The sequence below is a fragment of the Syntrophobacterales bacterium genome (genome assembly GCA_019429105.1).
Classification (GTDB): Bacteria; Desulfobacterota; Syntrophia; order Syntrophales; family UBA5619; genus DYTH01.
The window spans coordinates 1-23,651 of the sequence record JAHYJE010000035.1 but is presented as its reverse complement, the minus strand read 5'-3'; the positions used below and the strand labels follow the sequence as shown (position 1 = coordinate 23,651).

Here is a 23,651-nt window from a genome sequence, read left to right as displayed (position 1 = left end):
TCGCGTCATGGAGAATCAGCGTGCGGCAATCGCCGCCGCGGCATCAAAGCCGCTTTTTACGCAGTCCCCGATGCCGATGCCATGGTAGCTGCAGCCGATCAGAAAGAGACCCCGATGCGAGGCGCATTTCTCGTCGATAGCCGCAATGCGCTCCAGGTGGCCGACGGTATATTTCGGCATCCCCTGAAACCAGCGATAGACCTTGAAAAAGACCGGTTCCGCCGTAATGCCGATCATTTCTCTTAGTTCTTCCCGAACGATGGCGAGCAGTTCCCGGTCGCCGAGGGAGACGAGCTCCTCGTGATGACCGCCCCCGACAAAGCTCCGGATCAGTTCCGTATCGTCCGCCGCCCGCTGGGCCCATTTTATCGAACTCCAGGTGCAGGCGTTGATCCGCCTATTCTCGACGCGGGGGACGATGAAGCCGAAGCCGGGCAACTGCTTTTTCAGATCCTCCTTCCGGAAGGCGATGGAGACGGTGGCAGAAGACGACCAGGCAATCGCGGAGAGCCTGTCGCAAAGCTCTTTGTCCATACCTCCGATGATTTCCTTGGCAACGTAAGACGGGGTGGCGAGGACCACGGCATCGAAGTCAGCCGTAGCGCCGTCGCCGAAGATCAGGCGATAACCGCTCCCCTTCCGCTCAACCGCAACCACAACCGTACCGGTATGGATTCGCTCTGCGCCTATGTATGACAGGCATCCCTGCGCCAGCTCCCGCATGCCCCCTTTGAGCGACATGAAGTAGGTCATCCTGGGACCTGCGGGATTCGGCGGCGGCATTCTCTTCATCGCGGCAACCATGCTTTTGATCAGACTGCCCGATTTTCGCTCCATTTCAACAAAGCGGGGGAAAGTAGCCAGCACACTCATGTTATCCGGATTGGAGGTATGAATCCCCGCAACGAGCGGCTCCGCAATCTTCTCCAAGCACTCCCTGCCCAGTCGGCGCGTAACAAATTCGGCAAGACTTTCGTCCTGCAGTTCTTTTCGGGGGGGGACGAAGAGCTCCATGCCCATCCTCATTTTCCCCGGCCAGGAGATGAGGCCGGATTTGGCGAGCGGCATGATCATCGTGGGAACCATCAGCATTACGCCTTCCGGAAGCGGATGGAGCCGTCCCCCGGAATAGATGAAGGTTCCCTTGTGCTCATCGTTCGAGCAGAGCATCCGGTCGGCAAGCCCCACCTTTTTTATCAACTGCACCGACCAGACCTTCTCCGGAAGATAGCTGTCGGGTCCTCCTTCGACTGTAAAGCCGCCGATCTTTTCGGTGAAGAGCTTGCCGCCAACGGCTTCTTCTTTCTCAAAGAGCGTAAAGTTGAAGCCTTTTTCCTTCAGGGCAACGGCGCAGGCCAGGGCGGAGATGCCGCCGCCCACTATGGCTATTTTTTTATCGTTCATAGTGCTCAAACTTGGTTACGACCTCTTTCAAGGCCCGGATGAAAGCAGCGCCGGCATTGAGAGAGGCAATGCGCCGGAAGGAAAGCCCCTTTGCCAGGGCGTATTGCCGGTGGGTGATGTCAATATCGAAGAGAGTTTCGATATGGTCGGCGGTGAAGCCGATCGGAACCTGGATGATCTCTTTAAACCCGGAGGCGGCGATGAAATCAATTTTATCCTCGACGATCGGGGTGATCCACGGCTCCGGCTGACGCTCCGGGATGCTCTGCCAGCCAAGCGCATGGTTCCGGATGCCGGCGCTTGCGGCAACCCGCTCGACGGTTTCCTCGATCTGCCGCCGGTACGGCTCGTCTGCATATTTCAGCGGCAAACTGTGCGCCGAAAAGAGATAAAAGGCCCGCTCGTCGATCCCCCCGCCGCGAATCTGCTCCACCCAGCTTTCGATAAAGAGCGGTTCTCCATACCAACTGTGGATGAAATCAACCGGTGTGGAGAGGGATATCCTGGCGATGTGGGCTTTTGCAACATCAATGTAATTACCGGTGGTGACGCTCGTGTAGAAGGGAGAGAGCAGCAGAAACAGAATCCGCTCCGCACCCTGCGCCGCGGCATTATCCAGGGCACTTTCAATCGAAGGCCGGACATGGCGAAAGGCGGGAAGACAGAAATACCCGCCGCCCAGCGCCTCCTCCAGGACTCTTGCCTGTTCCTCGGTAATGCAGGCAAGCGGCGAAAAACCGCCGATCAAGCGGTAGCGCTCGATGACGGCCTTCAGCGCCGGCGGGGGAAGTTCCCTGCCGACAAAATTTCTGATGAACTCCGGTATTTCCTCCGGGGCGCGGGGGCCGCCGAGGGTCACAAGGATGACAGCGGTTTTCATTTTCTTGCACTCAGCTCATGGACAAGGTCGATCATGTATTTCACGTTGTCGATCGGCGCGGTCGGCAGGATGCCGTGGCCGAGGTTGAAGATATGACCGTTGCGGTTCTCCGCCTTGGCGAGGATCTCCGCAACCCGGCGTTTGATGTATTCGCGCGAACCGTAGAGGGCCACCGGATCGAGGTTTCCCTGGACTCCGGACTCATAATTCAGCGTCTTCCAGGCCGCGTCGAGCTCGATGCGCCAATCCAGCCCGATCACATCGCCCCCGGCCTCCTTAATCAGTTCGAGCAGATGCGAAGCGTTGAAGGCAAAATGAACGTGCGGCACAGAGGCGTCCAGCGAAGCCATCAGGCGTTTCTGGTGGGGCAGCACAAACTCCCGATAATCGACCTGCGAGAGGCAGCCGACCCAACTGTCGAACACCTGCACCGCCTGAACGCCCGCCTTGATCTGGTCATTCAGGTAAACAATGACCATGTCGGTCAGTTTCTCCATCAGCAGATGCCAGGTTGCGGGTTCGCGGTACATCATGGTTTTTGTGAACAGATAGTTCCGGGAACCGCCTCCCTCGGTGATGTAGCTCGCCAGAGTGAACGGCGCGCCCGAAAAACCGATCAGCGGGACTACGCCGTTCAGCTCGCGCTTCGCCATCCGGATGGCGTCCATCAGGTAGGACATCTCTTCCATCGGGTTGATCGCCCGGATTTTTTCCACATCGGCCCGCGTCCGGACGGTGTTGTTGATCCGGGGACCGTCGTCCTTGGTAAATTCAAAATCAATCCCCATCTTTTCCAGCGGCAGCAGGATATCGGCAAAGATGATGGCGGCATCGATTTCAAAGCGCCGAACGGGCTGCAGTGTGAGCTCAACGGCAAGTTCCGGCGTCTTGCACACCTCGATGAAGCTGTGCTTGGTTCTCACCGCTCGGTACTCCTCAAGGTAGCGCCCCGCCTGCCTCATAATCCAGACCGGCGTACAATCCACACTCGTTTTTTTACAGGCATTCAGATATCTATCGGCTCTCGACATAAACGTTGATCTCCTTAGTTTATTGGGGTGGGTATATAAACCAGATGCCGCCAAAAAGATAGTGGTTAATTACAGTTTTCGGGGTTGGGGCACAGGTTCAAAGACGACCATTAAGGCGATCACGGGGATCATTCGGTCATAAATCCATAAACGCAATTTCGCATATCTGTGTAATTTTTGGATACGATATGCCACTGCTCCAGGCCCAATTCGCCCGCCAGAGACTCCAAGCGCTTCACGTCCCGGAGGGATGGCCTGAGTTTCACTTCGTAGGCATGTTGCTTATCCACGACGAAATCGATCTCCACGCCGCTTTTACGCTGGTAGTAATGCACCTCGGCCTTTCTGGCAAGGGAGGTAAAAACGGCGTTCTCGAACAAAGCGCCCTCGCTAACGCGCGCGAACCGGTTCAGCAAGCCCGTATCGCAAAGATATACCTTGGGCGCATTTCGTATCTCGGCATCCCGGTTGCGGCTGAACGGCCTGATCAGCCGTATCAGGTAAGTCTGTTCGAGAAATGAGAGGTATTCGTAAACAGTGGCCCGTGAGACCCCCAGTTCTTTTGCAAGTTTCTGGATGTCGAGTTTGGAACCCGCCCGTTCCATGAGCAGCAGGATCATGTCCCTTATAACATTTGTTTTCCTGAAGTCGCTAAGCTGCATCACTTCCAATTGAAAATATGAGGAAAAGATGTCGTCGAGCATCATCGTTTTTTCATTCATCGCTTCCTTTGCCACTACGCCGGGAAAGCCGCCGAAATGCAAGTACTCGTCATAATGCCGACTAAGGTCAGCATGGATAACCGGGGTGACCTGCTCCGCTCCGACAGGCAGTACCCGGACGATGCCTTTCATCGCCAGAAATTCGCGGAAGCTTAAGGGAAAAAGCTCAAAGAGGTATTTCCTGCCCGACAAGGATTCGGAAAACAGGTTCTTCAGATAAAAGCTTGTCGAACCGGTAAGAAAGAATTTCAGATTATAATGGTCGCCGAGATACTTAACTATAGGAGGAAGCGTCCGGACGAACTGGATCTCATCCAGAAATACGAATCCTCGCTCACGCGTGTCCAACCCGAGATATTTGAAACCGTCCAAAACCCGTTCAAAGTCCTCATGTTCAAAGTGCTTGCGGTTGATGGGATTTTCGAGATCCAAAAATAGCTTGTTTCCGGAAGGTATTCCCTCCCATATTCGGCGCAGCAGTGTAGTCTTGCCGACACGGCGCATTCCCGTAATGATGACGGCCTCCGGCGAGTCAATAACAGGCGCAATCTGCTGGTAAAGTTCTCTCTCTATCATGGTGCATAGTTTACATTTAGCTCTACCATCTGTCAACTGATATTTATCATAATCGCTCGATAATCGGGGACAGCCACCGATTTATTTATCTCAACCCCGTATTTCCGACAGGCTGCCTCGAGATAATCCAGATATCTCAGCCGATCCTCGTCCGTGAAAAATACGTCCATGCGGCGGTTGCCGCGCTGCACAATGTGGTGCGGATACTGCGGAACAACTATGCGGGGCAGGCGCGCCATCCTGCTCTCCTCTCATTAGTCGCTATCCCCGATTAACACAAATCCTATTCTCTCGATTTCCTTGCCAAAGCCGGATTTATCCTCGCCACGAATGAAAAGGTGGGGTTCGATCAGCACGTCGATATCCATAGCCACATGGTAAAGCCTCGACATAAGCTTCAGGTAATCCACCCGGTCGTCCAGTCTGTCCATGAAGAGACCGACATCTATATCGCTGTGTTCCTCCGGTCTGCCATTCACGTATGAACCGAATAGTACGGCCTTGTCGAATTTTACGACATCCCGGGCGGCTCTTGCATAACTTTTTGCCTTTTGGACAACTTCTCCCTTATCCATTCGTCCATCTCCCTTGTCTCGCGCAATATTTCGTCGCACTTATTGTAATCCAGCGAGGCAATTGCAAAACTCTCACATTCTGTCATTCCCGCAATGATTTTAAGCGGGAAAACGAAGTTTAATGTTCATAATCTGGTTCTATCTGCTTGAAAAACCGTATTCCCGATAGAAGCATTGTGTACATTAAGCTCCGCTTTCGGGAATGACAAATAGTTTTGCAATTGGCTCCAGCGATTTAAACATTCTGTCCTTGTATTCAGGATACCTGGTTTCAATATTCATCGGCAGCAACATCTTCATAAAAGCCTTCTGCCGGTCCGATGAAGAATCAAACAGAGCCGTTTCCTTGAGCAGGAAAAGGAGATTGTGAGTCTTGGGTGGCATTGTTCCTTTGATCAACTGATAATGGGCCTTCAGTAACTTCTCGGTAGCTTGATGGCACATGAATCCAACGTAGAGATACCGTCACGTCTCCAGCATCGCCACCGCAGTCGTCAGGTCATATTCCGCGATGTCCAGCCAATAGTTTATTTTGTCGTCCATAGTCAGTCAGTATCCCCTGATCCTCGGCAACCAATACCCCCGATATGCCTTCCCTGTAAACCCTGCATCCGGAAATATCAAGATTTTATCCACATCTGCCCCCGATAACGCCCCGAATCCCCGACGACATGGGCGGGACTTTCCGGGATCAGGCCACCGGCCACCGATGGCTTGTCGAGTCGAAGTTCCCGGATGAGGTCTTGCGCGCGGGATACAAGCAGATTCAGCGCATCGAGGAGCTTTTGGAGGTCGTCCTTCACAAGGGGGCGGTCCGGTCGTCGATGGTCGCGCCGACGTGCCTGATGATACGGATCGATATCCGTCCGCACCTACGTCCCCACCTCGAGCAGATCGGGGAAAACAAGAAGGAAGCCCTTTGCTCTCTCCTGCGACGCAGGCACTTCCGACGGCGGCAGCTCTGTCTGCATCAATATCATCATTTCCAATCTCCACGAGGCGGGCGGCAGCTCGAATTGAATGTGAATATTTCCTCTGTGTTTTCCGTCGTTAACAATAATCTGCCAATAATCTGTGGCTGTCCCCAATTATTTTTGTCCCCAATTATTTTTTTCCGCCCGCCATCTTTTGCGACTCCGGCATTGCCCGCAACATTAAAGTCATCAGCGGCCCCAGGACTGCGCCGACGCCCAACGCCGTCCACGCCAGCCCCCACGCCATCGTCTCCGAGCTAAACGGTTCGCCGCGCATCCAGTCGAGCACAAGCCCGAACACCCAGGGGCTGACGATCCCGGCGCCGAAACCCAGTACCGAGCGCAACGCATAAGCGGCGCCCAGATAGGGGGGGGGAACCAGTTCGGTAAGCGCCGTTGAATAGACCGACGAGTCGGCAATGGCGGTAACGTTGTAGAGCGAAGCCACCAACACCAGGAGCCACAGCGGCAGAGTCATCATCCATCCGAACGTAAAGGAGCACATGATGCTCAGGCAGGCGCCCCAGAGAATAGTTCTGGTTCTTCCCCGGCGATCCGAAAGGGCGCCGCCGTAAATGCTGCCGCTCATGCTGGTAATGTAGGTGAGGGCGGTGAAGAGGGCCCCGAAACCGGCAGCCTGAATGGACATGGCGCCCTTCTGGACGAGAGACGCCGTCAAATATGCGGGCAGCCATGCCCATAACCCGAGCAATTCCCACGCATGAAATACATAAGCCCAGATCAGAAGCATGGCCGGCTTGTTTTTCCAGACGGCCCAAAGCGCGCTGATGCCAGTGAGTTCCTTTTCGTGCGGATGAACCACGTTGGGTGTCGCACGCAGGGTCCAGAACGAGATCATCATTGCGACAAGCGGTCCGCACGCAGTGGCAAGGAAAGAACCCTGCCAGCCGACCCTGGGCATTAAAATGCCGCTCAAAAACAGCGATATGCCGTACCCCAGCGACGCGGCGGCAAGAAACCAGCCCATGGCGCGGCCACGCTTCAGGGGTGAGTAGCGCTCGGCAACAAGGGTGAGGCCCGGGGTATAGGAGGCTCCCGAACATAATCCGGTAAAACCGTAAAGGAGAAAACCGGAGACAAAGCCGTCGGCAAAAAACGCAAAGATCAGCGCGCTTAAGGCGGCCAGAACGCTGCCGACAAGATACGTTTTCTTAGCGCCGTAGCGATCGGCAATGAAACCGACCATAAAAAGCGATATAAGATACCCGGCATGCCAGGCTGATTGTATCAGTCCAGCCTGGCTTGCCGACATCTCCCAATCGGTTTTCAGCAGCGGCAGCGCCGCCGAGTAGGCGGTAAAAATCAACGCAAAAAAACTGCGGCTCAAGCATATCCCGGTAAGCCAGACGAAGTCGCTTTGTGTTTCTGTTTTCAAGAGTCGCAGTCCCGTCGTGTGTTGACAAATCTGTTCGGATGGCGGGAGTATAAGGGCAATAAACTTATGTGTCAATCGCATATACAAAAAACTGGATTATGAACATGAAGCTTCGCTTTGTGAACATGAAGCTTCGCTTTCCCGCTTTCGTGAGAATGACAATCTCGGACTTTTGCATTTGGCTCGCATAAAAAACATTTTCCGCTTATCGCCTGCACCATTTTTGTGATATAGGGCAGCGAAAATAAGGGAGGACATTTTCATGTTCGAAGTGACGATAAGAAAATCTTTTGCTGCGGCCCATCAGTTGCGCGACATTGGCGGAAAGTGCGAGGGACTGCACGGACATAATTTCACCGTCGAGGTTTCAGCGGGGGCACAGGCTCTGAACAAGGACGGCCTGCTGCTCGATTTTCGCCTGCTGAAACGCTGGACAAACGAAATACTTGAGGAACTTGATCATAAATACTTGAATGAGTTGCCCTGTTTAAAAGACCTCAATCCCTCTTCGGAGGTCATCGCCCAATTCATGTTTGAAAGATTGGCGGAAAAGGCCAAATCCGCCAACGCCCCCATTACCCGCGTCACCGTCTGGGAATCGGAGGACGCTTGCGTATCCTACAGCCTATGATCGACATACAGAATCTAAAAGATGAGCGGAATGTCAACATCCAGAAGGTAGGGGTAAAGGGTCTTAAATACCCGATAACCGTTTTGGACAAAACCCGCAAAACCCAGCAGGTCAATGCGACCATCAGCATGTATGTAAGTCTCCTCCACCATTTCAAGGGGACGCACATGAGCCGTTTTGTCGAAGTGCTGAACGAAATCAGGGAGCAGGTCAACATCCGGACGTTCCACGACATTCTGGAAAAAATCCGGGTAAAACTGCATGCCGAATCGGCGCATATCGAGATCGCATTCCCCTACTTCATAGAAAAGACTGCGCCTCGCTCGGGCGCAAAGAGCATGATGGAGTATCATTGCCGTTTTCTCGGAACCCGCGACCATACAGGAATGGATTTCATCGTCGGGGTAGATGTTCCCGTGACAACGGTCTGTCCCTGTTCCCGGGCAATCAGCCTTGTCGGCGCCCACAACCAGCGCAGCATCGTGACGGTGCTGGTGCGTTTCCAGAAATTCTTCTGGATCGAAGATCTTATCAAGCTGATCGAAGTTTCCGCCAGCAGCGATGTCTATTCCCTGCTCAAGAGGGTTGATGAAAAATTCGTTACCGAGCAGGGATACAATAATCCCATGTTTGTGGAGGATATCGTCCGCAATGTAGCGGTGCGCCTCAACCATGATTCCAACTTCCAGTGGTACAAGGTAGAGGCCGAAAACTTCGAAAGCATCCACAATCACAGCGCTTATGCTTACGTTGAGAAGGAATAGCGATGGAAAACGGCGGAGAATTTTTCAATCTCTACAAGCACGGCTTTATCAGAACAGCCGTCTGCCTGCCTGAGGTTCGGGTGGCCGATGTATCCTTCAACACCTCGCAGACAATTGACCTGGCGAAAAAAGCGGCGGAGCAGAGGTGCATCTTCGCCCTTTTCCCGGAGCTGGGACTGTCGGCTTACTCCAACGACGATCTCTTTCAGCAGGAGGCTCTGCTCGACGGCGTCCTTGCGGCAATCCAAAAAGTCGCCCGCGAAACCAAAGACCTCAATGTAATTATCGCGATCGGCGCCCCCTTGCGGCTGGACTGCCGTCTTTTTAACGCGGGAATCGTGCTTTATCGAGGGAAAATCGAGGGAGTTGCGCTGAAGTCATATCTCCCCAATTACCGGGAGTTTTACGAAGTCAGGCAGTTTTGCCCCGCTGAAGAAGCCATTTCAAAAACAATCGCGTTATGCGGTCAGGAAGATATCCCCTGCGGCGCCGACCTCATTTTCACCGTTGCCAACATCCCCCACCTCCGCCTTTTTCTGGAGATGTGCGAAGACCTCTGGGTGCCAATCCCGCCTTCATCGTTTGCCGCCCTGGCCGGCGCCACCGTCATCGGCAACCTTTCCGCCTCCAACGCCACCATCGGCAAGGCCGAATACCGCCGCAGTTTAGCCGCCGACCAGTCCGCCCGCTGTCTCACCGCCTATCTTTACGCGGCGGCAGGCCCGGGAGAATCAACGACCGATCTGGCGTGGGATGGACACGCCATGATCTTTGAAAACGGCAATATGCTTGCCCAATCAGAGCGCTTCGCGGATAATTCCCAGATAATAACAGCCGACATCGATTTGGACCGTCTTGTTCAGGATCGCATGCGGCAAACTACCTTCAGTAAAAATGCCTTCACCCACAAGGAAAGACTTACACAGTTCCGAACTGTTGCAATAAAGACCGACCAGACAGAGGAACGTCTGCTGCTCAAGCGCCAATACGCCCGGTTTCCCTATATCCCGTCTGACCCGGCCATGCGCGATGAACGCTGCTGCGAGGCTTACAGCATTCAGGTTCAGGGACTCTCGCAGCGGCTCAAATCCTCCGGCATCGGAAAAGTGGCGATCGGGGTATCCGGGGGCTTGGACTCCACGCACGCCATCATCGTCGCCGTCCGGACGATGGATATGCTGAAGCTGCCCCGGGCGAATGTTCTGGCCTACACGATGCCGGGATTTGCGACATCCGACAAAACGCACAAAAACGCCCTTCGGCTCATGAAATCACTCGGCGTGGAAGTCAACGAAATTGACATCCGTCCAAGCTGCATGCAGATGCTCAAGGATATCGGCCACCCGTTTGCAGAGGGAAAGGCCGTTTACGACGTCACCTTTGAAAACATCCAGGCCGGTGAAAGAACATCGCACCTCTTCCGAATCGCCAACAATAGAAACGCCCTGGTAGTAGGCACCGGAGACCTGAGCGAACTGGCGCTCGGCTGGTGCACCTACGGCGTCGGCGATCATATTTCCCACTATAACGTCAACTCCAGCGTTCCCAAAACGCTGATTCAGCATCTCATCCGCTGGGTGGCGAAATCAGCCCAGCACTCACCAGAGACGGCAGCAATCCTGCTCGACATCCTGGAGACGGAAATCAGCCCGGAGTTGATCCCGGGAGGACAAGACGCGCAGCCCTTCCAGAAAACGGAGGAGATCGTCGGCCCTTACGAACTTCAGGATTTCAATACCTTCTACATAACAAGATTCGGTTATCTGCCGATAAAAATCGCCTTTATGGCCTACTGCGCCTGGCGCGACAAGACAAAGGGAGAATGGCCCGATGTGCCATTGGAGAAGCGAAACCAGTACACAATCGGCGAGATTCGCCACTGGCTGGATGTTTTTCTGTACCGCTTTTTTCAGACCAGTCAGTTCAAGCGCTCCTGCATCCCCAACGGCCCGAAGGTCGGCTCCGGCGGCTCGCTGTCGCCCCGGGGGGACTACCGCGCCCCCAGCGACTCCCAGGCCGCCGTCTGGCTGGAGAATGCGAAAAATATACCGGAGAGTGATGAAGAGTTATGAGTTATGAGTTTTTTGTCAGGGGTGAAGGATGAATAACAAACCACAATACGATGATTTTGACGCAACAGAGCTGTTCTGCCCGAAATGCCGGCGGGCCGTCCCGGTCAGAAAGCGTCTTTTGTTGATTCTGTCGGAGGGCGACAAATACGACTACTACTGCCCTTACTGCGGAACCTCCGTCGGAGAAAAACTCGTAACAGAGCGGGAAAAACCCTTTTCCCTGTTGAGATAAGAAAGAATAAAAAAGGGCGGCATTGCACCGCCCTTTCAGTAGTTTTTTGTCAGATAAAACTCAGTCTTCCTTCAATTCCGGAATGTTTGCATAGAAATCCAGCGACTCCGGATTTTTCAGCGCGTCCTTGTTGGTAACCGCCATGCCATCGATCATCTTCTTTACCGAAAGCTCGACCTTTTTCATGTTTAACGTGTAGGGGATGTCCGGAACCGCGATTATCTTCGCCGGCACATGGCGGGGCGAGGCGTTCTCGCGGATCAGCTTTCTGAGCCTGTTTCTGAGTTCGTCGGTCAGTTCGACGCCCGGCGCCATCATCACAAAAAGGATAACGCGGACATCATTTTTCCAATTCTGCCCGACAACGATGCTGTCGGCGATGCCCTCAACGTTCTCCACCTGACGGTAGATCTCCGCCGTGCCGATTCTGACGCCGCCGGGATTAAGCGTGGCATCCGACCGGCCGTAGATTATGACCCCTCCCCTTTCATTGATCAGGACATAATCGCCGTGTCTCCAGATATTCGGATAGACGTCAAAATAGGCGGCGTGGTATCTTTTTCCCTCCGGGTCTTCCCAGAAGTAGATCGGCATGGAGGGGGCCGGCGCCGCGCAGACCAGCTCTCCCTGCTGGTTGACAACCGGCTTGCCGTTATCGTCAAAGGCTTCCACCTTCATTCCCAGGCCGCGGCACTGAAGTTCGCCGGAATATACCGGTCCAATCGGATTGCCGAGGGCAAAGCAGCCATTTATATCCGACCCGCCGGAGATGGAGGAAAGTTGGATATCTCCCTTGATCTCGCGGTAGATGAACTCGAATCCCTCTTCGGAAAGGGGTGAGCCCGTCGAAAGGATCGTTTTGAGAGAAGACAGATCATACTCTTTCCCCGGCAGCAACTTCTCGTTTATCAAAGCCGAGATATACCCGGCGCTCGTTCCGAAGACAGTGATTTTCTCCTCTTCGGCCATTTTCCAGAGGGCGCCCGCATTCGGATGGAACGGATTTCCGTCGTAAAGGACAATCTTCGGACCGACGGCCAGGGCGCTGACAAGCCAGTTCCACATCATCCAGCCGCAGGTCGTAAAGTAGAATATCGTATCGTCCCTGGTCACGTTGGTGTGGAGGACCATCTCCTTCATCTGGTTGATCAGGATGCCGCCCGCGCTCTGCACCATGCACTTGGGAAGGCCGGTAGTCCCGGAGGTGTACATGATGTAAACGGGATGATCAAAGGGGAGCTGCTCGAAATCAATCTCCAACCCACTTTCGGAAGAACGGAAATTCTTGTAAAGGACGGCGTTCGAAAGGGAGCTGATATCCGGTTCCTTTTCCGTATAGGGAACGATAACAACCTTTTCGATCGTCGGCAAAGCCTTGATGATCTCGGCAACCCGGGCAAGGGAATCGAGGCTTTTGCCTTTGAAGAAATAGCCGTTCGCCGCAAAGAGCACCTTGGGTTTGATCTGCCCGAAACGATCCAGCACGCCCTTGATCCCGAAATCAGGCGAGGAAGAAGACCAGACCGCTCCGAGACTTGTCGCGGCAAGCATGGCGGCGACGGTTTCAATCATGTTCGGCATGAAGCCGGCAACGCGGTCTCCTGGAACAACGCCGCAAGCTTTGAGGCTTTTAGCCAGTCTTGCAACTTCATCATAGAGCTCGGCGTAGGTTATTTTAACCGGCTGATGATCCTCCCCCCTGAAAACCAGGGCGACGGAATCGTCTCGATAACGCAGGAGGTTTTCGGCAAAGTTGAGGCGAGCGCCGGGAAACCAGTTTGCCCCGGGCATTTTTTTGTCATCCTCAATTACCCTGTCATACTTCCGGGAAGCCTTTATCCCGAGAAAATCCCAGGCGGCGCCCCAGAACTCGGCGATATTGTTCACCGACCATTCGTGAAGGCTGCTGTAATCCTTGAAATCTTTTCCGTAGCGCTCTTTGACGAACGCCATAAAGCGGTATATATTCGAACCTTTGATTCGTTCCTCGGACGGCTGCCACAAAAGCTTACCCATTTTACCTCCTCCTTTTGCAAGTTAGATATTGATCATTTCATCTATACTTTTTTCTTTTCCAATGCTTTTTTCAGTTTTTCGGCAAGGGCGCCCATTCCCTCCTGCGCACCAGAATCGGCAAAGAAAACGGCCTTTTCCCGAGATGCAGCCGTTCCTCCGAGATAATCGCCCAAAAGCTCCCGGCTGTGCACGTCCTCATGACAATAGGCGCAGAGGTTCTCCCAGTTGCTCCCATCCTGCGGGTTGTTTTGATGATTGCCGTCTTTGTGATGAACGGTAAGGAGGTGGCGATTGGCGGCGTCAAACTCCCTGCCGCAGCGGGCGCAAATCAGGCCATGCATGGCAAGGGACCGCTCCCGGTAATCATCCTCGCCCGATGCTTGAGCTGCCTTTATCTGCCGCACGACATCTTCAGCGGAACGGGAGAAAGGAGACGTATCCTGAACCTTTTTTACAAGGATGTGCCCGCCTCTTTTCCCGTACGTTACCCCGGCCATAAACTTCCCTCCGCTATTGTTCGAGTAAATTACCGGTGACGATTGGGATTCCCGGACGGCAAGCCGGTCTTCAGATAATCGAGAAAGACGCTGATTCCCTTTACAACCGCCCCATAGGTGCGAAAGACATTCGCAACCGGGATGCCCACCTGCTGCCGGAATAACTGTTCTTTCCCCAGATAAAAACTCATGGCGCCGTTAATTTTTTCGAATGTCGAGGAAAAATCGTCAACCCGTCGTTCGACGGTGTTCGTAACCTTGTTCATGCGGGTTGTTATTTCCTCAAGATTTTTCATTATAACCGGCAGACTCTGGTTGACGCTGTCGAGCGTCTTTGCCACGCTTAATGACGTCTTCCTTATTTGAATCAAGGCCCAGACGGCATAACCGGCAATAACAAAAAAGGCCAGGCTGACAATCAACAGGATTATCTCCATATTCGTCATGGTCAACTCCTCTTTTCTCTTCCGCCTCTCCTATGCCTTTTTCTGCTCTTCCTTAAAGGCTTCGACTCCCGCGACGATAGCATTCTTCAAGCGGCTCTTGCCGTCCTGCAATGTATCTTTCCCCTGCTCTTTTAACTCTTCCACCTTCTCGCCCACTTCATCAACCTTTTTTTGAGTCTGTTCCTCGAGCTTTTTTAGTTTCGCCAGGGTTGCTTCATAGGCGCTGCTACTCTTCTCTATTGCATTCTCGTATTCGTCCTTTGCCCGGGAAAAAAGCTCCTCCGTTTTTCTGCCGATTTCTTCGCGTGTCTCCCTGCCGCTTTTCGGCGCATAAAGAATGCCGACAAGGGCGCCCAAAAAACCACCAACAACCATCCCCGCAATAAAATCACCGCGATTGCTCATAGCTGCACCTCCATTGTAAATTTTTGACGCAATTTATAGGCGCTTATACAATACATTTGCGGGGATAGTCAAAAAATAAGATAAAAAAAAGGCTGGAATAAAATTCCAGCCTTTTTTACGCTTAAGACAGAACTACTTTGTTTCCGGAGCTTCCGGGGCTGCTTCGGGTGTAGCAGGAGCTTCCGGGGCTGCTTCGGGTGTAGCAGGAGCTGCCGGGGCTGCGGTCTCCGCGGGTTTCGGCTCTTCTTTCTTGCTGCAGCCAACAACCGCGAACGAAATCGTCGCCAGAAATAAAATAGAAATAATCATTGCGAATATCTTCTTCATTAAACGCCACCTCCTTTCGTAGATTTCGATACTTTACAATCACACTCATCATTGACTGTAAACGGCGGTATTCTACTATTTATTTTCAGCTTGTCAAGAAAATTTTATAAATATATAAGAACGTCCGCAAAGAAAAAGGAGACCAAGTCATGATTCTGGGTATAGACGTGGGGGGGACGCACACCGATGCGGTTCTGATCGATGGCGGTAAAATTATTAAAAAGACAAAAGTTCCTACAAATCATGATCGTCTGCTTGCTTCTCTGCTCGCTGCAACCAACGGAATTGTCGATAAAGCGACAATTCCGCTTTTGAAAAGAATCGTTTTAAGCACGACAATCTCGACAAACGCAATCGTGCAGAACAAGATTGACCGGGTTGGGCTCCTCGTCGCGAGCGGCCCGGGGCTCTCCCCCGAGTCCATAAGTGCCTATCCGGACATACGTTTTCTATCCGGTTCCATTAACCACCGCGGCAGCGAGATGGAACCCCTGAACCGGGAAGAAGCCGACCGGGAAGTGACAGATTTCCTTTCCGAAGGAATCAAAAATATAGGAATCGTCGGGAAATTTTCAACGCGCAATCCCCGGCACGAGTTCGAACTGCGGGACATTGTCGGCAATCGGGCATGCCACGTTACCCTCGGGCACAGGATGTCCGGGCATCTCAATTTTCCCCGCCGGGTTGCCACAACCTTTCTCAATGAGGCCATCTGCAATCTTTATCAGAGGTTTGCCGGCAGCGTCGCCGACTTCGCGCTGAAACAAGGGATGAATATTCCCATTTACATCTTGAAGGCGGATGGCGGCGCGATGGAGCTTGCCCGCTCTCTTGAATTTCCGGCGCAGACCATCCTTTCCGGACCAGCGGCGAGCGTCATGGGAATCATGGCGACGACCAACAGCCGGGAGGATGCCATAGCCCTTGATATAGGCGGCACAACAACGGATATCTCCATCTTTGCCGACGGGGTTCCGCTCCTTGAGCCGTTCGGGGTTGCCATCGAAGGCAGGAAAACCCTGATCCGCGGCTTGCGCACCCGCTCAATCGGGATCGGCGGGGACAGCGTTGTTGCTCTCAATGACGGAAACATTCAAATCGGCCCCAATCGCGAAGGACCTGCCGCCGCGTTGGGAGGGCAATTTCCCACTCCCACCGATGCGATGATTGTCCTCGGCCTGACCAGGATAGGAGACCCGCAAAAGGCAATCCATTCCCTTATTCCCCTTGCCGAATACCTTCATTGCGACCTGCAGGAGACGGCACGGATGATCTTTACGGAAACCTGCCGCCAGATTGCCTCGGCCGCATTCCAATTCCTTAATGAAATAAACAACAAGCCTGTATATACAATTGAGGCCTTGCTGACGGACAGAAAAATCGCGCCTCGCAGCCTCTACGTTGTTGGCGGCCCGGCCGAGCAGATGGCCCCGGAAATCGAACGATTGCTGGAAACAGAGTTTGATGTTTGCAATTGCCAGACCCACATCCCCGTCAATTACGAAATTGCCAATGCCATCGGGGCCGCCCTTGCCCGGACGACGGCGGAGCTGACCATCCTTGCAGATACGGAAAGGGGCATCTTGACGATAGCGGAAGATGGGTCGCAAGTCGCTATTCCCGCAAATTTCACACTTGCGGACACCATCCAGGTCTGCTGTGAAAGACTGCGGGAAAAGATTCGCCTTACGGACGATTTCGTCCGTGAACCTGAAATCGAGGTGATAGAATCTCAGGAGTTCAACATCGTTGACGACTTCTGTACAGCCGGTAAAAACATCCGTGTCAAGACACAGGTTAAACCGGGAAGCGTCGGTGAATGTAAATAGTTAATAGTTAATAGTTATGTGTTAGGGGAAAGGAAAAATTGTGGCAACGAAAAAACTGAAAAAAACAGGCCTGATATTCTTTCCCGCTTTTGACTGGGCCATCTCGCCCACTCATCCGGAGCGAGAAGAGCGCCTTCTCTATACGCAGGATCAGGTTTTTGAAGAAGGCATCCTCGATTTTGACAATATTTACGAGTACAAACCGCAAATAGCGACAGCAGAAGACATCAATCGCGCCCATATCTGCGTGCCGGATGCCCTGAGCGTCGTTACCGAATCACACCTCATCTCGGCGGGAGGCGCCATAACCGCAGCCAGGAAGGTGCTTACCGGCGAGGTTGACAACGCCTTCGCCCTCGTCCGGCCGCCCGGTCATCACGCCATGCTCGTAGTTCATGGCGCCCGGGGCTTCTGCAATGTGAACATCGAGGCGATCATGATCGAATATATCCGCAGTCATTATGGCCACAAAAGAATCGCCGTTGTCGATACCGACTGCCATCACGGAGACGGCACCCAGGATATCTACTGGAACGACCCGGATACCCTGTGCATCTCGCTGCACCAGGACGGAAGAACGCTTTATCCGGGGACCGGCTTCATCAATGACTTCGGCGGACCGAACGCCCTCGGGGCAACAATCAACGTGCCGCTCCCCCCGGAAACAGCCGATGAGGGGTATCTGACCGTGATCGACCGGCTTGTCCTGCCGATTCTCGACGAATTCAAACCCGACATCGTCATCAACTCGGCCGGCCAGGACAACCACTACTCCGATCCCCTGACCAACATGTGGGTCTCCGCGCAGGGATATGCGACCCTGAACGCCCGGCTCGCCCCCGATATCGCCGTTCTGGAGGGAGGCTATTCGATCGAAAGAGCCCTCCCCTACACCAACGCCGGGATAATTCTGGCCATGGCCGGGCTCGATTACAGCCATGTCCGGGAACCGGATTACAACCCTGATAAACTGCGTCAGCACGCATCTGTGACCAGAACAATTGCCGAGGAGATTGAGCAGGTTTTGCGGCTTTGGAGCAGCCGGCGCAATATGAAAAGAAATCTCGTTGGCGATGCGCGCTGCCTGAGACGGAATAAAAATATTTACTACGACACGGACGGGATCAGGGAGCGGCAAACGGAAACAGTGCGCATCTGCGATGACTGCGGCGGCACTGTCACGATAGAATCTTTTGCCAGTACCGGCAATAACATCCTTGCCGTTATCCTTCCCTCCCGCTGCTGTCCGGAATGCCGGGCCGAAGGAGAGGAATCTTACGGGCGCTCCAAGCTGGGCAAGTACAACCATATCTATTTTCAGGACCGGACAACGGGGATATTCCTGTCGAAATGAGCAACAACCAAAATACTGCCATATAAGGAGACAAACATGACGGAAAATATTGATGATAAGACGAAAGCAACGGCAAAGCGCTTATTTGAAGGCGGCATCAAGATGGACCCTTCCTATCTTATCTGGAAGGCGTTCGACCGGGAACTGGCCAAGGATTTTTCCCGCTTTATCACCGGCAATCTCTACTCGCGCACGGTCCTGACCCTTCAGGAACGACAGATGGCAGCCTGCGCGATTCTTGCCGCCATTGGCGCCGGGGAAGAGCTGAAGCTGCATGTTAACGCCGCGCTCAATGTCGGGTGCGACCCCAAAAAGCTGACCGAGATATTCTTTCAGGTGGCAACCTACGCGGGCATGCCCGCCGTCAACGAAGCCCTGACCATTTTCCGGGATGTGCTCATTGAACGCAAAGAGTGGCCGCTGTAATCAGAGCTATGGTCAACATAATCCTGCACGATCAAGATCTCGGGCAATGGCTTCAGTTTTCCCATCCCCTTGCGGTTCTCAAGGCGGAGACTCTATCCGATATGCTCCCGCTTTTGGCGGAAGTGGACAATTTCGTGGAGCGCAAGGGTTTCTTTGCCGCGGGTTGGATAGGTTATGAAGCCTCTCGGGCCTTTGACTCCGCTTTGCCCACCCGGGATGCGACAGCGTTTCCGCTGGCCTGTTTCGGGATATTTGAACATCCGCCAAACATTCGGGAAATGCCGCCAGCAGGCCCGGATTTCCCTCACGCAGGATGGCGCCCTTCTGTCAGCCGGGAGCAATACGCCCAGGCAATCACCCGGATAAAGGAACATATCGCGGCCGGCGACACCTATCAGGTCAATTACACCCTTCGTTTATGGAGCGAATTTCACGACGACCCGTGGAATTTTTTTCTCAATGCCTGCAAAGACGCCCGCTATGGCGCCTTTATCGAGGCCCCTCCTTATTATATGTGCTCCGCCTCCCCCGAACTGTTTTTTTCGCTGCAAGGGAAGCGCATCTACTCCAAACCGATGAAGGGAACCGCGCCCCGGGGCAGAACGACAGCTGAAGATAGCGAAAACTCATTGTTTTTGCACAATTCAGAGAAAAACAGAGCGGAAAATGTGATGATCGTTGACATGATCCGCAACGATATAGGGAAAATAGCCGCTTTCGGTTCGGTAAATGTTCCCCGTCTTTATGAAATTGAAAAATATCCAACGGTTCTGCAGATGACCTCAACAGTGGAAGCCGTCACCACCGCCTCCCTTACCGAAATAATGAAGGCGCTTTTCCCTTGCGCCTCGATCACCGGCGCCCCCAAAGCCAAAACGATGGAGATCATCGCCGCGCTGGAGACGACGCCGCGCAATATATACACGGGAACAATAGGTTACTATGGACCGGGACGTCGCGCCCTTTTCAATGTGGCAATCCGGACAACCCTGATTGACACAGCCGCGGAACGGGCCGAGTACGGAGTCGGCGGCGGCATCGTCTGGGATTCGACGACAGACGATGAATACGAGGAATGCCTGACCAAGGCCAGAGTCATCCTTGACCCCGTCTCCCCTGTTCCTTTTTCCCTTTTGGAAACACTCCTCTGGACGCCGGCTGAGGGTTTCTTTCTGCAATCACGGCATCTTGAGCGCCTTAAAGACACAGCGGAATATTTTGGCTATCTTTTCGCTGAACGCCAAATACTCGAAAATCTGTCCGCGGCGGTTTTTGGCCTCTCCTCGGGAGAATACCGCGTCCGCCTTCTGCTGGCACAGGATGGAAAGATTGAATGCCAGGCCGTACCGCTGCAAAACCCGCCAACCTGCGGCTCTGTGCGGGTACAACTCGCAAAAGAACCAGTTTCTTCCCGCAATCCCTTTCTTTTCCACAAAACGACAAGGCGGGAGGTTTACGAACAGGCGAAAAATTCCTTCCCTGACGCGGATGACGTAATTCTCTGGAATGAGAAAGGCGAAATCACTGAATCGTGCATCGCCAATGTGGCAATTTTAAAAGAAGGAAGGCTTGTTACCCCGCCGGTGAGCTGCGGACTCTTAAACGGCGTGTATCGGGCGCAACTTTTGGCCGAGGGCAAAATAAATGAAGGGACAATCTCAATCAATGATCTGAAAAACGTTCAGCAGATCTTTCTGATCAATTCCGTACGCAAATGGCGCGAGGTCGTCTTGCTTCCATAAGCAGTATCAAATTTCAGGATCATCCCCTTAATTCCCCAAATTCATTGACAAATTGCATATTAAGTGATTCGCAACCGCGTCATGAAATAGTCGGGAGTGCAGGTATGAGCAAGGCAAAAGACTTATTGAATTTTGCAGGCAGGCTAAAAATGGAAAACAAGGCCGCGCTTCTCCGGGAACGGTTCCAGGACAAGCCCGACTTTACCATTTCCGCTGCCGCATCCGTACTTCAGGAAAAGCAATCGACACTCTACTGGACCCTGCATAAGCTCACGCAAGGCGGCTATGTTTCCCGGACCGGACAGGGCATGTACTCCTTTTAAAACAAGACGGCGGAATCGATCCAGCCAATCCCCTCGGCATTGGCCAGCAGGATATCCGTTATATCGTGGCGCATGATGCCATTACGGACTCTACGATGGAATTTGTCGATAACCTGAGAAAGTGAAATGAGATTACTCCATAGTCCATCCCTGATCAGCCGACTCCGGGCGGCGTTTTTACGTTCCTCCAGACAGGCGAAAGACACCATGAGATAGGATTTTACGACCTCCCTTTCCCAACAGCATCGCCAGTCCCTGCTTTTGGACAAGGGTTTACGGGCTTGACTACGATAAACAATTAGTTTATAAATCCTCCCATGATTAGAACATTCGCGGATACTGAAACCGAACGTTTTTATATCACCGGGAAATCCAGGCGTTTTCAGTCCGACGTTCTGAACCGGGCGGTAAAACGGTTGACACAGATAGACGCCGCAACGGTCATCAACGATCTCCGTATGCCGCCATCTAATCGTCTGGAATCTTTAATAGGAGCTCGCGCCGGTCAATGGAGCATCCGCATCAACGACCAATGGCGCGTCTGTTTCCGGTTTGAAAAAGGTGAGGCTTACGATGTTGAAATTGTTGATTATCACTGAGGAGGCAAAACCATGAATCCAAAAAACAATCTTCCTCCAGTTCATCCGGGTGAATTTCTAAAAGAGAATCTTGACGAATTGCGTATCTCTCAGGCTGAGTTTGCACGCACCATTGGATTGTCGCCCATGAGAATATCACACGTCGTCAAAGGGAAAAGACCTGTCACCGCTGAGATGGCCTTACTTTTCGGCAAGGTTTTTGGCCAGACGCCTCAATACTGGATCAATTTGCAGGCGACCTATGACCTCAAAATGGCCGAAAGGGTTGTCAGCCAAAGGATCGCTGGAATCCGTCAACTTGCGCATGCATGAGGCACTCAAGAGGAAGAGTCTTACAAGAATCTTGTGGGCCGTTGCAAAAACAGACAATGTCGCTGAAATCGTTTCTTGGATCAATAATTTTATCGAGGCGTTAATCGGGGACAGCCACCAATTAATAACCAGAATAACCAGAATAACCAGTGACTGTCCCCGATTAACGACCATTTAGCATTGCTTTGCATAATAGTCTTGACTAACATGCAAAGCAATGCTAAAAAGTCGCACATGAGACGTTACCTTTATGAACAGATAAAGAGAGACCTGAAGAAAAAGATGGTGATTCTGACAGGTCCACGGCAGGCAGGGAAGACCTGGCTTGCCAGGGAATTAATGACAGAATTCAATAATCCTCAGTACCTGAACTTCGACAGTCTGTTCGACTCAAAAATAATCATGGCCCAGTCCTGGCCTCTGAACAGCGATTTGCTCATCTTGGATGAAATCCACAAAATGAAATCCTGGAAAATGTTCATCAAGGGTGTTTTTGATACGCGCCCGGAAGGGCAGGCCCTGCTGCTGACGGGAAGCGCCAGACTCGATACGTACCGTCAATCCGGAGAATCCCTGGCCGGCCGCTATTTCCCCTTGCGCCTCAATCCGATTTCCGTGCGGGAACTGACGGATACGGCTGTAAAACCGGAAGAGGCGCTGCCGCTTCTCAATCGGCTGGGAGGGTTCCCGGAACCGTTTTTATCCGGCTCCGAGACGGAGGCGGCGCGTTGGAGGAATCAGTATTACACCGACCTGATTCGGGAGGACATTCGGGAATTCGGCGTGTTGCAGGAAATACGCTCCATGCGGTTGTTGCTGGAGTTGCTGCGCTCCCGCGTGGGCTCGCCGCTTTCCTTTACGTCGATAGCCGGCGATTTGCAAATCGCCCCCAATACGGTACGCAAATATATTGATATTCTTGAGAGTCTGCACATCGTTTTTCTCGTGCGCCCCTTTCACGCCAATGTGGCGAGGGCGATCCTGAAAACTCCCAAATTGTATTTCTATGACAGCGGCTTTGTTCAGGGCGAAGAAGGGGTGCAGTTGGAAAATACCTGCGCCGTATGTCTTTTGAAGCACGTTCAGTACCTGCAGGATGTTGCCGGTGAAGATGTTGACCTTGCCTACATCAGAACCAAAGAGGGGAAGGAGGTCGATTTTGCACTCGTCGGCAAAGGGAAAATAACCCATCTGATCGAGGTAAAGCTTTCGGAAGAATCACCCTCCCCCGCGCTTTCCCTGCTTGCCGGCAAATTTCCCGGGGCGGCGGCGCTGCAGCTTGTCCAGAAGCCGCGCCGCGAATGGCGAAAAGGAAACATCGACATCCTCAACGCCGCCAAATGGCTGTCATCCCTGTCGGCATGATTAATAATTGAATAATCGGGGACAGCCGCTGATAACGCCTAATTCTCTTGACAAACAAAAATTTCAGCACTATACGGCCATTACATCCATCGTCAGTGTTCAACCCTTTTAGTCGGCGGTCGTGCCGTTTCGTTTGTGATGCAATTTTGAGGTGCAATGATGAAAACAGTCAAAACCTTTGTTCTGTTTGTCCTCCTGCTCATCCCCGCCATGCATGCTCATGCCTGGCAATGGCCCGACACGGGGCAGACGAAATGCTACAACAACTCCGTCGAGATTTCCTGCCCGGCGCCCGGAGAACCCTTTTACGGCCAGGATGCCCAGTATCAGGGGCCGCCCCGTTCCTACACCAAACTGGGGCACGGCGGGGCGAGCCTGAGCGATTCGGCGACGCAGGAAAACGGCTGGCTCATGACGAGGGACAACGTGACGGGGCTGATCTGGGAGATGAAGACCGATGACGGCGCCATCCACGACAAGGACAAGACCTTCACCTGGTGCGATAAAAACTCCGCCACCAACGGCGGCGACCAGGGGACATGCGGCAGCGGCACGGGAAATGCCGCCACGGACACGGAGGCCTTCATCGACGCCCTGAACGACGCCCATTTCGGCGGCTTCAGCGACTGGCGGCTGCCCGGAATCAAGGAGCTGCTCTCCCTTGTCAACCTCTCCATCCCCTACCCGGGGCCGACCATTGACGCTGCCTGGTTCCCGCATACAGTGTCGGCCTATTATTGGTCGTCCACTACC

Annotated in this window: 28 protein-coding genes; 13 read left to right on the top strand and 15 right to left on the bottom strand. The window is 53.2% G+C overall.

The features are described 5' to 3' along the window. Positions 1 to 15 precede the first annotated feature (15 nt). The 9 genes from hemG to K0B01_11575 form a co-directional block, all read right to left on the bottom strand. On the bottom strand, positions 16 to 1,404 hold the full coding sequence (hemG, locus tag K0B01_11615) for a protoporphyrinogen oxidase (GenBank protein ID MBW6486785.1): 1,389 nt from the start codon (positions 1,402 to 1,404) through the stop codon (positions 16 to 18). After that, positions 1,394 to 2,284 carry a ferrochelatase gene (hemH, locus tag K0B01_11610; protein MBW6486784.1) on the bottom strand — a complete coding sequence of 297 codons (891 nt, stop codon included), beginning with the start codon at positions 2,282 to 2,284 and terminating at the stop codon, positions 1,394 to 1,396. Before hemH ends, hemG begins: the two co-directional genes overlap by 11 nt. After that, on the bottom strand, positions 2,281 to 3,315 hold the full coding sequence (gene hemE / locus K0B01_11605) for a uroporphyrinogen decarboxylase (protein ID MBW6486783.1): 1,035 nt from the start codon (positions 3,313 to 3,315) through the stop codon (positions 2,281 to 2,283). The genes hemH and hemE overlap by 4 nt, the downstream gene beginning before the upstream one ends. A 128-nt stretch (positions 3,316 to 3,443) precedes the next feature. After that, the gene (locus K0B01_11600) at positions 3,444 to 4,613 is read right to left on the bottom strand and encodes an ATP-binding protein (GenBank protein MBW6486782.1); all 1,170 of its coding nucleotides are present in this window, start codon (positions 4,611 to 4,613) and stop codon (positions 3,444 to 3,446) included. Positions 4,614 to 4,645: 32 nt separating this feature from the next. Next, positions 4,646 to 4,852 carry a transposase gene (locus tag K0B01_11595; GenBank protein ID MBW6486781.1) on the bottom strand — a complete coding sequence of 69 codons (207 nt, stop codon included), beginning with the start codon at positions 4,850 to 4,852 and terminating at the stop codon, positions 4,646 to 4,648. 15 nt (positions 4,853 to 4,867) lie between these two features. Next, on the bottom strand, positions 4,868 to 5,188 hold the full coding sequence (locus K0B01_11590) for a nucleotidyltransferase domain-containing protein (protein ID MBW6486780.1): 321 nt from the start codon (positions 5,186 to 5,188) through the stop codon (positions 4,868 to 4,870). Positions 5,189 to 5,371: 183 nt separating this feature from the next. After that, positions 5,372 to 5,632 carry a HEPN domain-containing protein gene (locus tag K0B01_11585; protein ID MBW6486779.1) on the bottom strand — a complete coding sequence of 87 codons (261 nt, stop codon included), beginning with the start codon at positions 5,630 to 5,632 and terminating at the stop codon, positions 5,372 to 5,374. A gap of 176 nt (positions 5,633 to 5,808) precedes the next feature. After that, on the bottom strand, positions 5,809 to 5,991 hold the full coding sequence (locus K0B01_11580; protein MBW6486778.1) for a hypothetical protein: 183 nt from the start codon (positions 5,989 to 5,991) through the stop codon (positions 5,809 to 5,811). 301 nt (positions 5,992 to 6,292) lie between these two features. Further along, positions 6,293 to 7,558, bottom strand: coding sequence for an MFS transporter (locus K0B01_11575; GenBank protein ID MBW6486777.1), 1,266 nt, complete (start codon positions 7,556 to 7,558; stop codon positions 6,293 to 6,295). Between the two features lie 262 nt (positions 7,559 to 7,820). Between K0B01_11575 and queD the strand changes: the two genes are divergently transcribed. From queD to K0B01_11555, 4 genes are read left to right on the top strand one after another with little or no spacing between them, the layout of a single operon-like run. Beyond that, complete coding sequence (gene queD, locus K0B01_11570) at positions 7,821 to 8,189, top strand: 6-carboxytetrahydropterin synthase QueD (protein MBW6486776.1); 369 nt, start codon at positions 7,821 to 7,823, stop codon at positions 8,187 to 8,189. Then, positions 8,186 to 8,953: a GTP cyclohydrolase FolE2 gene (folE2, locus tag K0B01_11565; protein MBW6486775.1), complete on the top strand. Its 768-nt coding sequence runs from the start codon at positions 8,186 to 8,188 to the stop codon at positions 8,951 to 8,953. The genes queD and folE2 overlap by 4 nt, the downstream gene beginning before the upstream one ends. 2 nt (positions 8,954 to 8,955) lie before the next feature. Then, the gene (locus tag K0B01_11560; protein MBW6486774.1) at positions 8,956 to 11,025 is read left to right on the top strand and encodes an NAD(+) synthase; all 2,070 of its coding nucleotides are present in this window, start codon (positions 8,956 to 8,958) and stop codon (positions 11,023 to 11,025) included. Positions 11,026 to 11,053: 28 nt separating this feature from the next. Then, the gene (locus tag K0B01_11555) at positions 11,054 to 11,257 is read left to right on the top strand and encodes a cytoplasmic protein (GenBank protein ID MBW6486773.1); all 204 of its coding nucleotides are present in this window, start codon (positions 11,054 to 11,056) and stop codon (positions 11,255 to 11,257) included. 60 nt (positions 11,258 to 11,317) lie between these two features. Here the strand turns inward: K0B01_11555 and K0B01_11550 are convergent, their stop codons facing one another. From K0B01_11550 to K0B01_11530, 5 genes are all read right to left on the bottom strand, one after another. After that, the gene (locus K0B01_11550) at positions 11,318 to 13,273 is read right to left on the bottom strand and encodes an acetoacetate--CoA ligase (GenBank protein ID MBW6486772.1); all 1,956 of its coding nucleotides are present in this window, start codon (positions 13,271 to 13,273) and stop codon (positions 11,318 to 11,320) included. A 41-nt stretch (positions 13,274 to 13,314) separates the two neighbouring features. Beyond that, complete coding sequence (locus K0B01_11545; GenBank protein ID MBW6486771.1) at positions 13,315 to 13,770, bottom strand: YajD family HNH nuclease; 456 nt, start codon at positions 13,768 to 13,770, stop codon at positions 13,315 to 13,317. Between the two features lie 29 nt (positions 13,771 to 13,799). Continuing rightward, the gene (locus tag K0B01_11540; GenBank protein MBW6486770.1) at positions 13,800 to 14,216 is read right to left on the bottom strand and encodes a DUF948 domain-containing protein; all 417 of its coding nucleotides are present in this window, start codon (positions 14,214 to 14,216) and stop codon (positions 13,800 to 13,802) included. Positions 14,217 to 14,246: 30 nt separating this feature from the next. Beyond that, the gene (locus tag K0B01_11535) at positions 14,247 to 14,621 is read right to left on the bottom strand and encodes a YtxH domain-containing protein (GenBank protein MBW6486769.1); all 375 of its coding nucleotides are present in this window, start codon (positions 14,619 to 14,621) and stop codon (positions 14,247 to 14,249) included. A 132-nt stretch (positions 14,622 to 14,753) separates the two neighbouring features. Continuing rightward, positions 14,754 to 14,948, bottom strand: coding sequence for a hypothetical protein (locus K0B01_11530; protein ID MBW6486768.1), 195 nt, complete (start codon positions 14,946 to 14,948; stop codon positions 14,754 to 14,756). 149 nt (positions 14,949 to 15,097) lie between these two features. On the opposite strand from K0B01_11530, the gene K0B01_11525 reads away from it, so the two are divergent. The 5 genes from K0B01_11525 to K0B01_11505 all read left to right on the top strand — a co-directional run bounded on the left by K0B01_11525 (position 15,098) and on the right by K0B01_11505 (position 20,622). After that, a complete protein-coding gene (locus K0B01_11525; GenBank protein MBW6486767.1) occupies positions 15,098 to 16,777 on the top strand; it encodes a hydantoinase/oxoprolinase family protein in 1,680 nt (559 codons plus the stop codon). A 40-nt stretch (positions 16,778 to 16,817) separates the two neighbouring features. Next, positions 16,818 to 18,131: a histone deacetylase gene (locus K0B01_11520; protein MBW6486766.1), complete on the top strand. Its 1,314-nt coding sequence runs from the start codon at positions 16,818 to 16,820 to the stop codon at positions 18,129 to 18,131. Between the two features lie 36 nt (positions 18,132 to 18,167). After that, positions 18,168 to 18,557 (top strand): carboxymuconolactone decarboxylase family protein, encoded by a 390-nt coding sequence (locus tag K0B01_11515; GenBank protein MBW6486765.1) that lies wholly within the window; start codon positions 18,168 to 18,170, stop codon positions 18,555 to 18,557. A gap of 8 nt (positions 18,558 to 18,565) precedes the next feature. Beyond that, positions 18,566 to 20,299, top strand: a complete 1,734-nt coding sequence (gene pabB / locus K0B01_11510; GenBank protein ID MBW6486764.1) for an aminodeoxychorismate synthase component I — start codon at positions 18,566 to 18,568, stop codon at positions 20,297 to 20,299. Between the two features lie 104 nt (positions 20,300 to 20,403). Continuing rightward, positions 20,404 to 20,622 carry a hypothetical protein gene (locus K0B01_11505; protein ID MBW6486763.1) on the top strand — a complete coding sequence of 73 codons (219 nt, stop codon included), beginning with the start codon at positions 20,404 to 20,406 and terminating at the stop codon, positions 20,620 to 20,622. Here the strand turns inward: K0B01_11505 and K0B01_11500 are convergent. Beyond that, on the bottom strand, positions 20,619 to 20,831 hold the full coding sequence (locus K0B01_11500) for a hypothetical protein (GenBank protein ID MBW6486762.1): 213 nt from the start codon (positions 20,829 to 20,831) through the stop codon (positions 20,619 to 20,621). The two genes, K0B01_11505 and K0B01_11500, sit on opposite strands and share 4 nt — an antisense overlap. Before the next feature lie 108 nt (positions 20,832 to 20,939). On the opposite strand from K0B01_11500, the gene K0B01_11495 reads away from it, so the two are divergent. From K0B01_11495 to K0B01_11480, 4 genes are all read left to right on the top strand, one after another. Then, a complete protein-coding gene (locus tag K0B01_11495) occupies positions 20,940 to 21,221 on the top strand; it encodes a type II toxin-antitoxin system RelE/ParE family toxin (GenBank protein ID MBW6486761.1) in 282 nt (93 codons plus the stop codon). A 12-nt stretch (positions 21,222 to 21,233) separates the two neighbouring features. After that, positions 21,234 to 21,533 (top strand): HigA family addiction module antidote protein, encoded by a 300-nt coding sequence (locus K0B01_11490; GenBank protein ID MBW6486760.1) that lies wholly within the window; start codon positions 21,234 to 21,236, stop codon positions 21,531 to 21,533. Positions 21,534 to 21,767: 234 nt separating this feature from the next. Beyond that, positions 21,768 to 22,898, top strand: coding sequence for an ATP-binding protein (locus K0B01_11485; protein ID MBW6486759.1), 1,131 nt, complete (start codon positions 21,768 to 21,770; stop codon positions 22,896 to 22,898). Positions 22,899 to 23,054: 156 nt separating this feature from the next. Then, a partial coding sequence (locus tag K0B01_11480; protein ID MBW6486758.1) for a DUF1566 domain-containing protein occupies positions 23,055 to 23,651 on the top strand: 597 nt, incomplete at its 3' end.

Coding starts and splice junctions, on each gene's coding strand:
- K0B01_11590 (MBW6486780.1), bottom strand. CDS start 5,188: ATGGATAAGGGAGAAGTTGTCCAAAAGGCAAAAAGTTATGCAAGAGCC.
- hemE (MBW6486783.1), bottom strand. CDS start 3,315: ATGTCGAGAGCCGATAGATATCTGAATGCCTGTAAAAAAACGAGTGTG.
- K0B01_11495 (MBW6486761.1), top strand. CDS start 20,940: ATGATTAGAACATTCGCGGATACTGAAACCGAACGTTTTTATATCACC.
- K0B01_11535 (MBW6486769.1), bottom strand. CDS start 14,621: ATGAGCAATCGCGGTGATTTTATTGCGGGGATGGTTGTTGGTGGTTTT.
- K0B01_11545 (MBW6486771.1), bottom strand. CDS start 13,770: ATGGCCGGGGTAACGTACGGGAAAAGAGGCGGGCACATCCTTGTAAAA.
- K0B01_11500 (MBW6486762.1), bottom strand. CDS start 20,831: ATGGTGTCTTTCGCCTGTCTGGAGGAACGTAAAAACGCCGCCCGGAGT.
- K0B01_11600 (MBW6486782.1), bottom strand. CDS start 4,613: ATGATAGAGAGAGAACTTTACCAGCAGATTGCGCCTGTTATTGACTCG.
- K0B01_11555 (MBW6486773.1), top strand. CDS start 11,054: ATGAATAACAAACCACAATACGATGATTTTGACGCAACAGAGCTGTTC.
- hemG (MBW6486785.1), bottom strand. CDS start 1,404: ATGAACGATAAAAAAATAGCCATAGTGGGCGGCGGCATCTCCGCCCTG.
- K0B01_11585 (MBW6486779.1), bottom strand. CDS start 5,632: ATGTGCCATCAAGCTACCGAGAAGTTACTGAAGGCCCATTATCAGTTG.
- hemH (MBW6486784.1), bottom strand. CDS start 2,284: ATGAAAACCGCTGTCATCCTTGTGACCCTCGGCGGCCCCCGCGCCCCG.
- K0B01_11515 (MBW6486765.1), top strand. CDS start 18,168: ATGACGGAAAATATTGATGATAAGACGAAAGCAACGGCAAAGCGCTTA.
- pabB (MBW6486764.1), top strand. CDS start 18,566: ATGGTCAACATAATCCTGCACGATCAAGATCTCGGGCAATGGCTTCAG.
- queD (MBW6486776.1), top strand. CDS start 7,821: ATGTTCGAAGTGACGATAAGAAAATCTTTTGCTGCGGCCCATCAGTTG.
- K0B01_11505 (MBW6486763.1), top strand. CDS start 20,404: ATGAGCAAGGCAAAAGACTTATTGAATTTTGCAGGCAGGCTAAAAATG.
- K0B01_11530 (MBW6486768.1), bottom strand. CDS start 14,948: ATGAAGAAGATATTCGCAATGATTATTTCTATTTTATTTCTGGCGACG.
- K0B01_11490 (MBW6486760.1), top strand. CDS start 21,234: ATGAATCCAAAAAACAATCTTCCTCCAGTTCATCCGGGTGAATTTCTA.
- K0B01_11595 (MBW6486781.1), bottom strand. CDS start 4,852: ATGGCGCGCCTGCCCCGCATAGTTGTTCCGCAGTATCCGCACCACATT.
- K0B01_11525 (MBW6486767.1), top strand. CDS start 15,098: ATGATTCTGGGTATAGACGTGGGGGGGACGCACACCGATGCGGTTCTG.
- K0B01_11560 (MBW6486774.1), top strand. CDS start 8,956: ATGGAAAACGGCGGAGAATTTTTCAATCTCTACAAGCACGGCTTTATC.
- K0B01_11540 (MBW6486770.1), bottom strand. CDS start 14,216: ATGACGAATATGGAGATAATCCTGTTGATTGTCAGCCTGGCCTTTTTT.
- K0B01_11485 (MBW6486759.1), top strand. CDS start 21,768: ATGAGACGTTACCTTTATGAACAGATAAAGAGAGACCTGAAGAAAAAG.
- folE2 (MBW6486775.1), top strand. CDS start 8,186: ATGATCGACATACAGAATCTAAAAGATGAGCGGAATGTCAACATCCAG.
- K0B01_11550 (MBW6486772.1), bottom strand. CDS start 13,273: ATGGGTAAGCTTTTGTGGCAGCCGTCCGAGGAACGAATCAAAGGTTCG.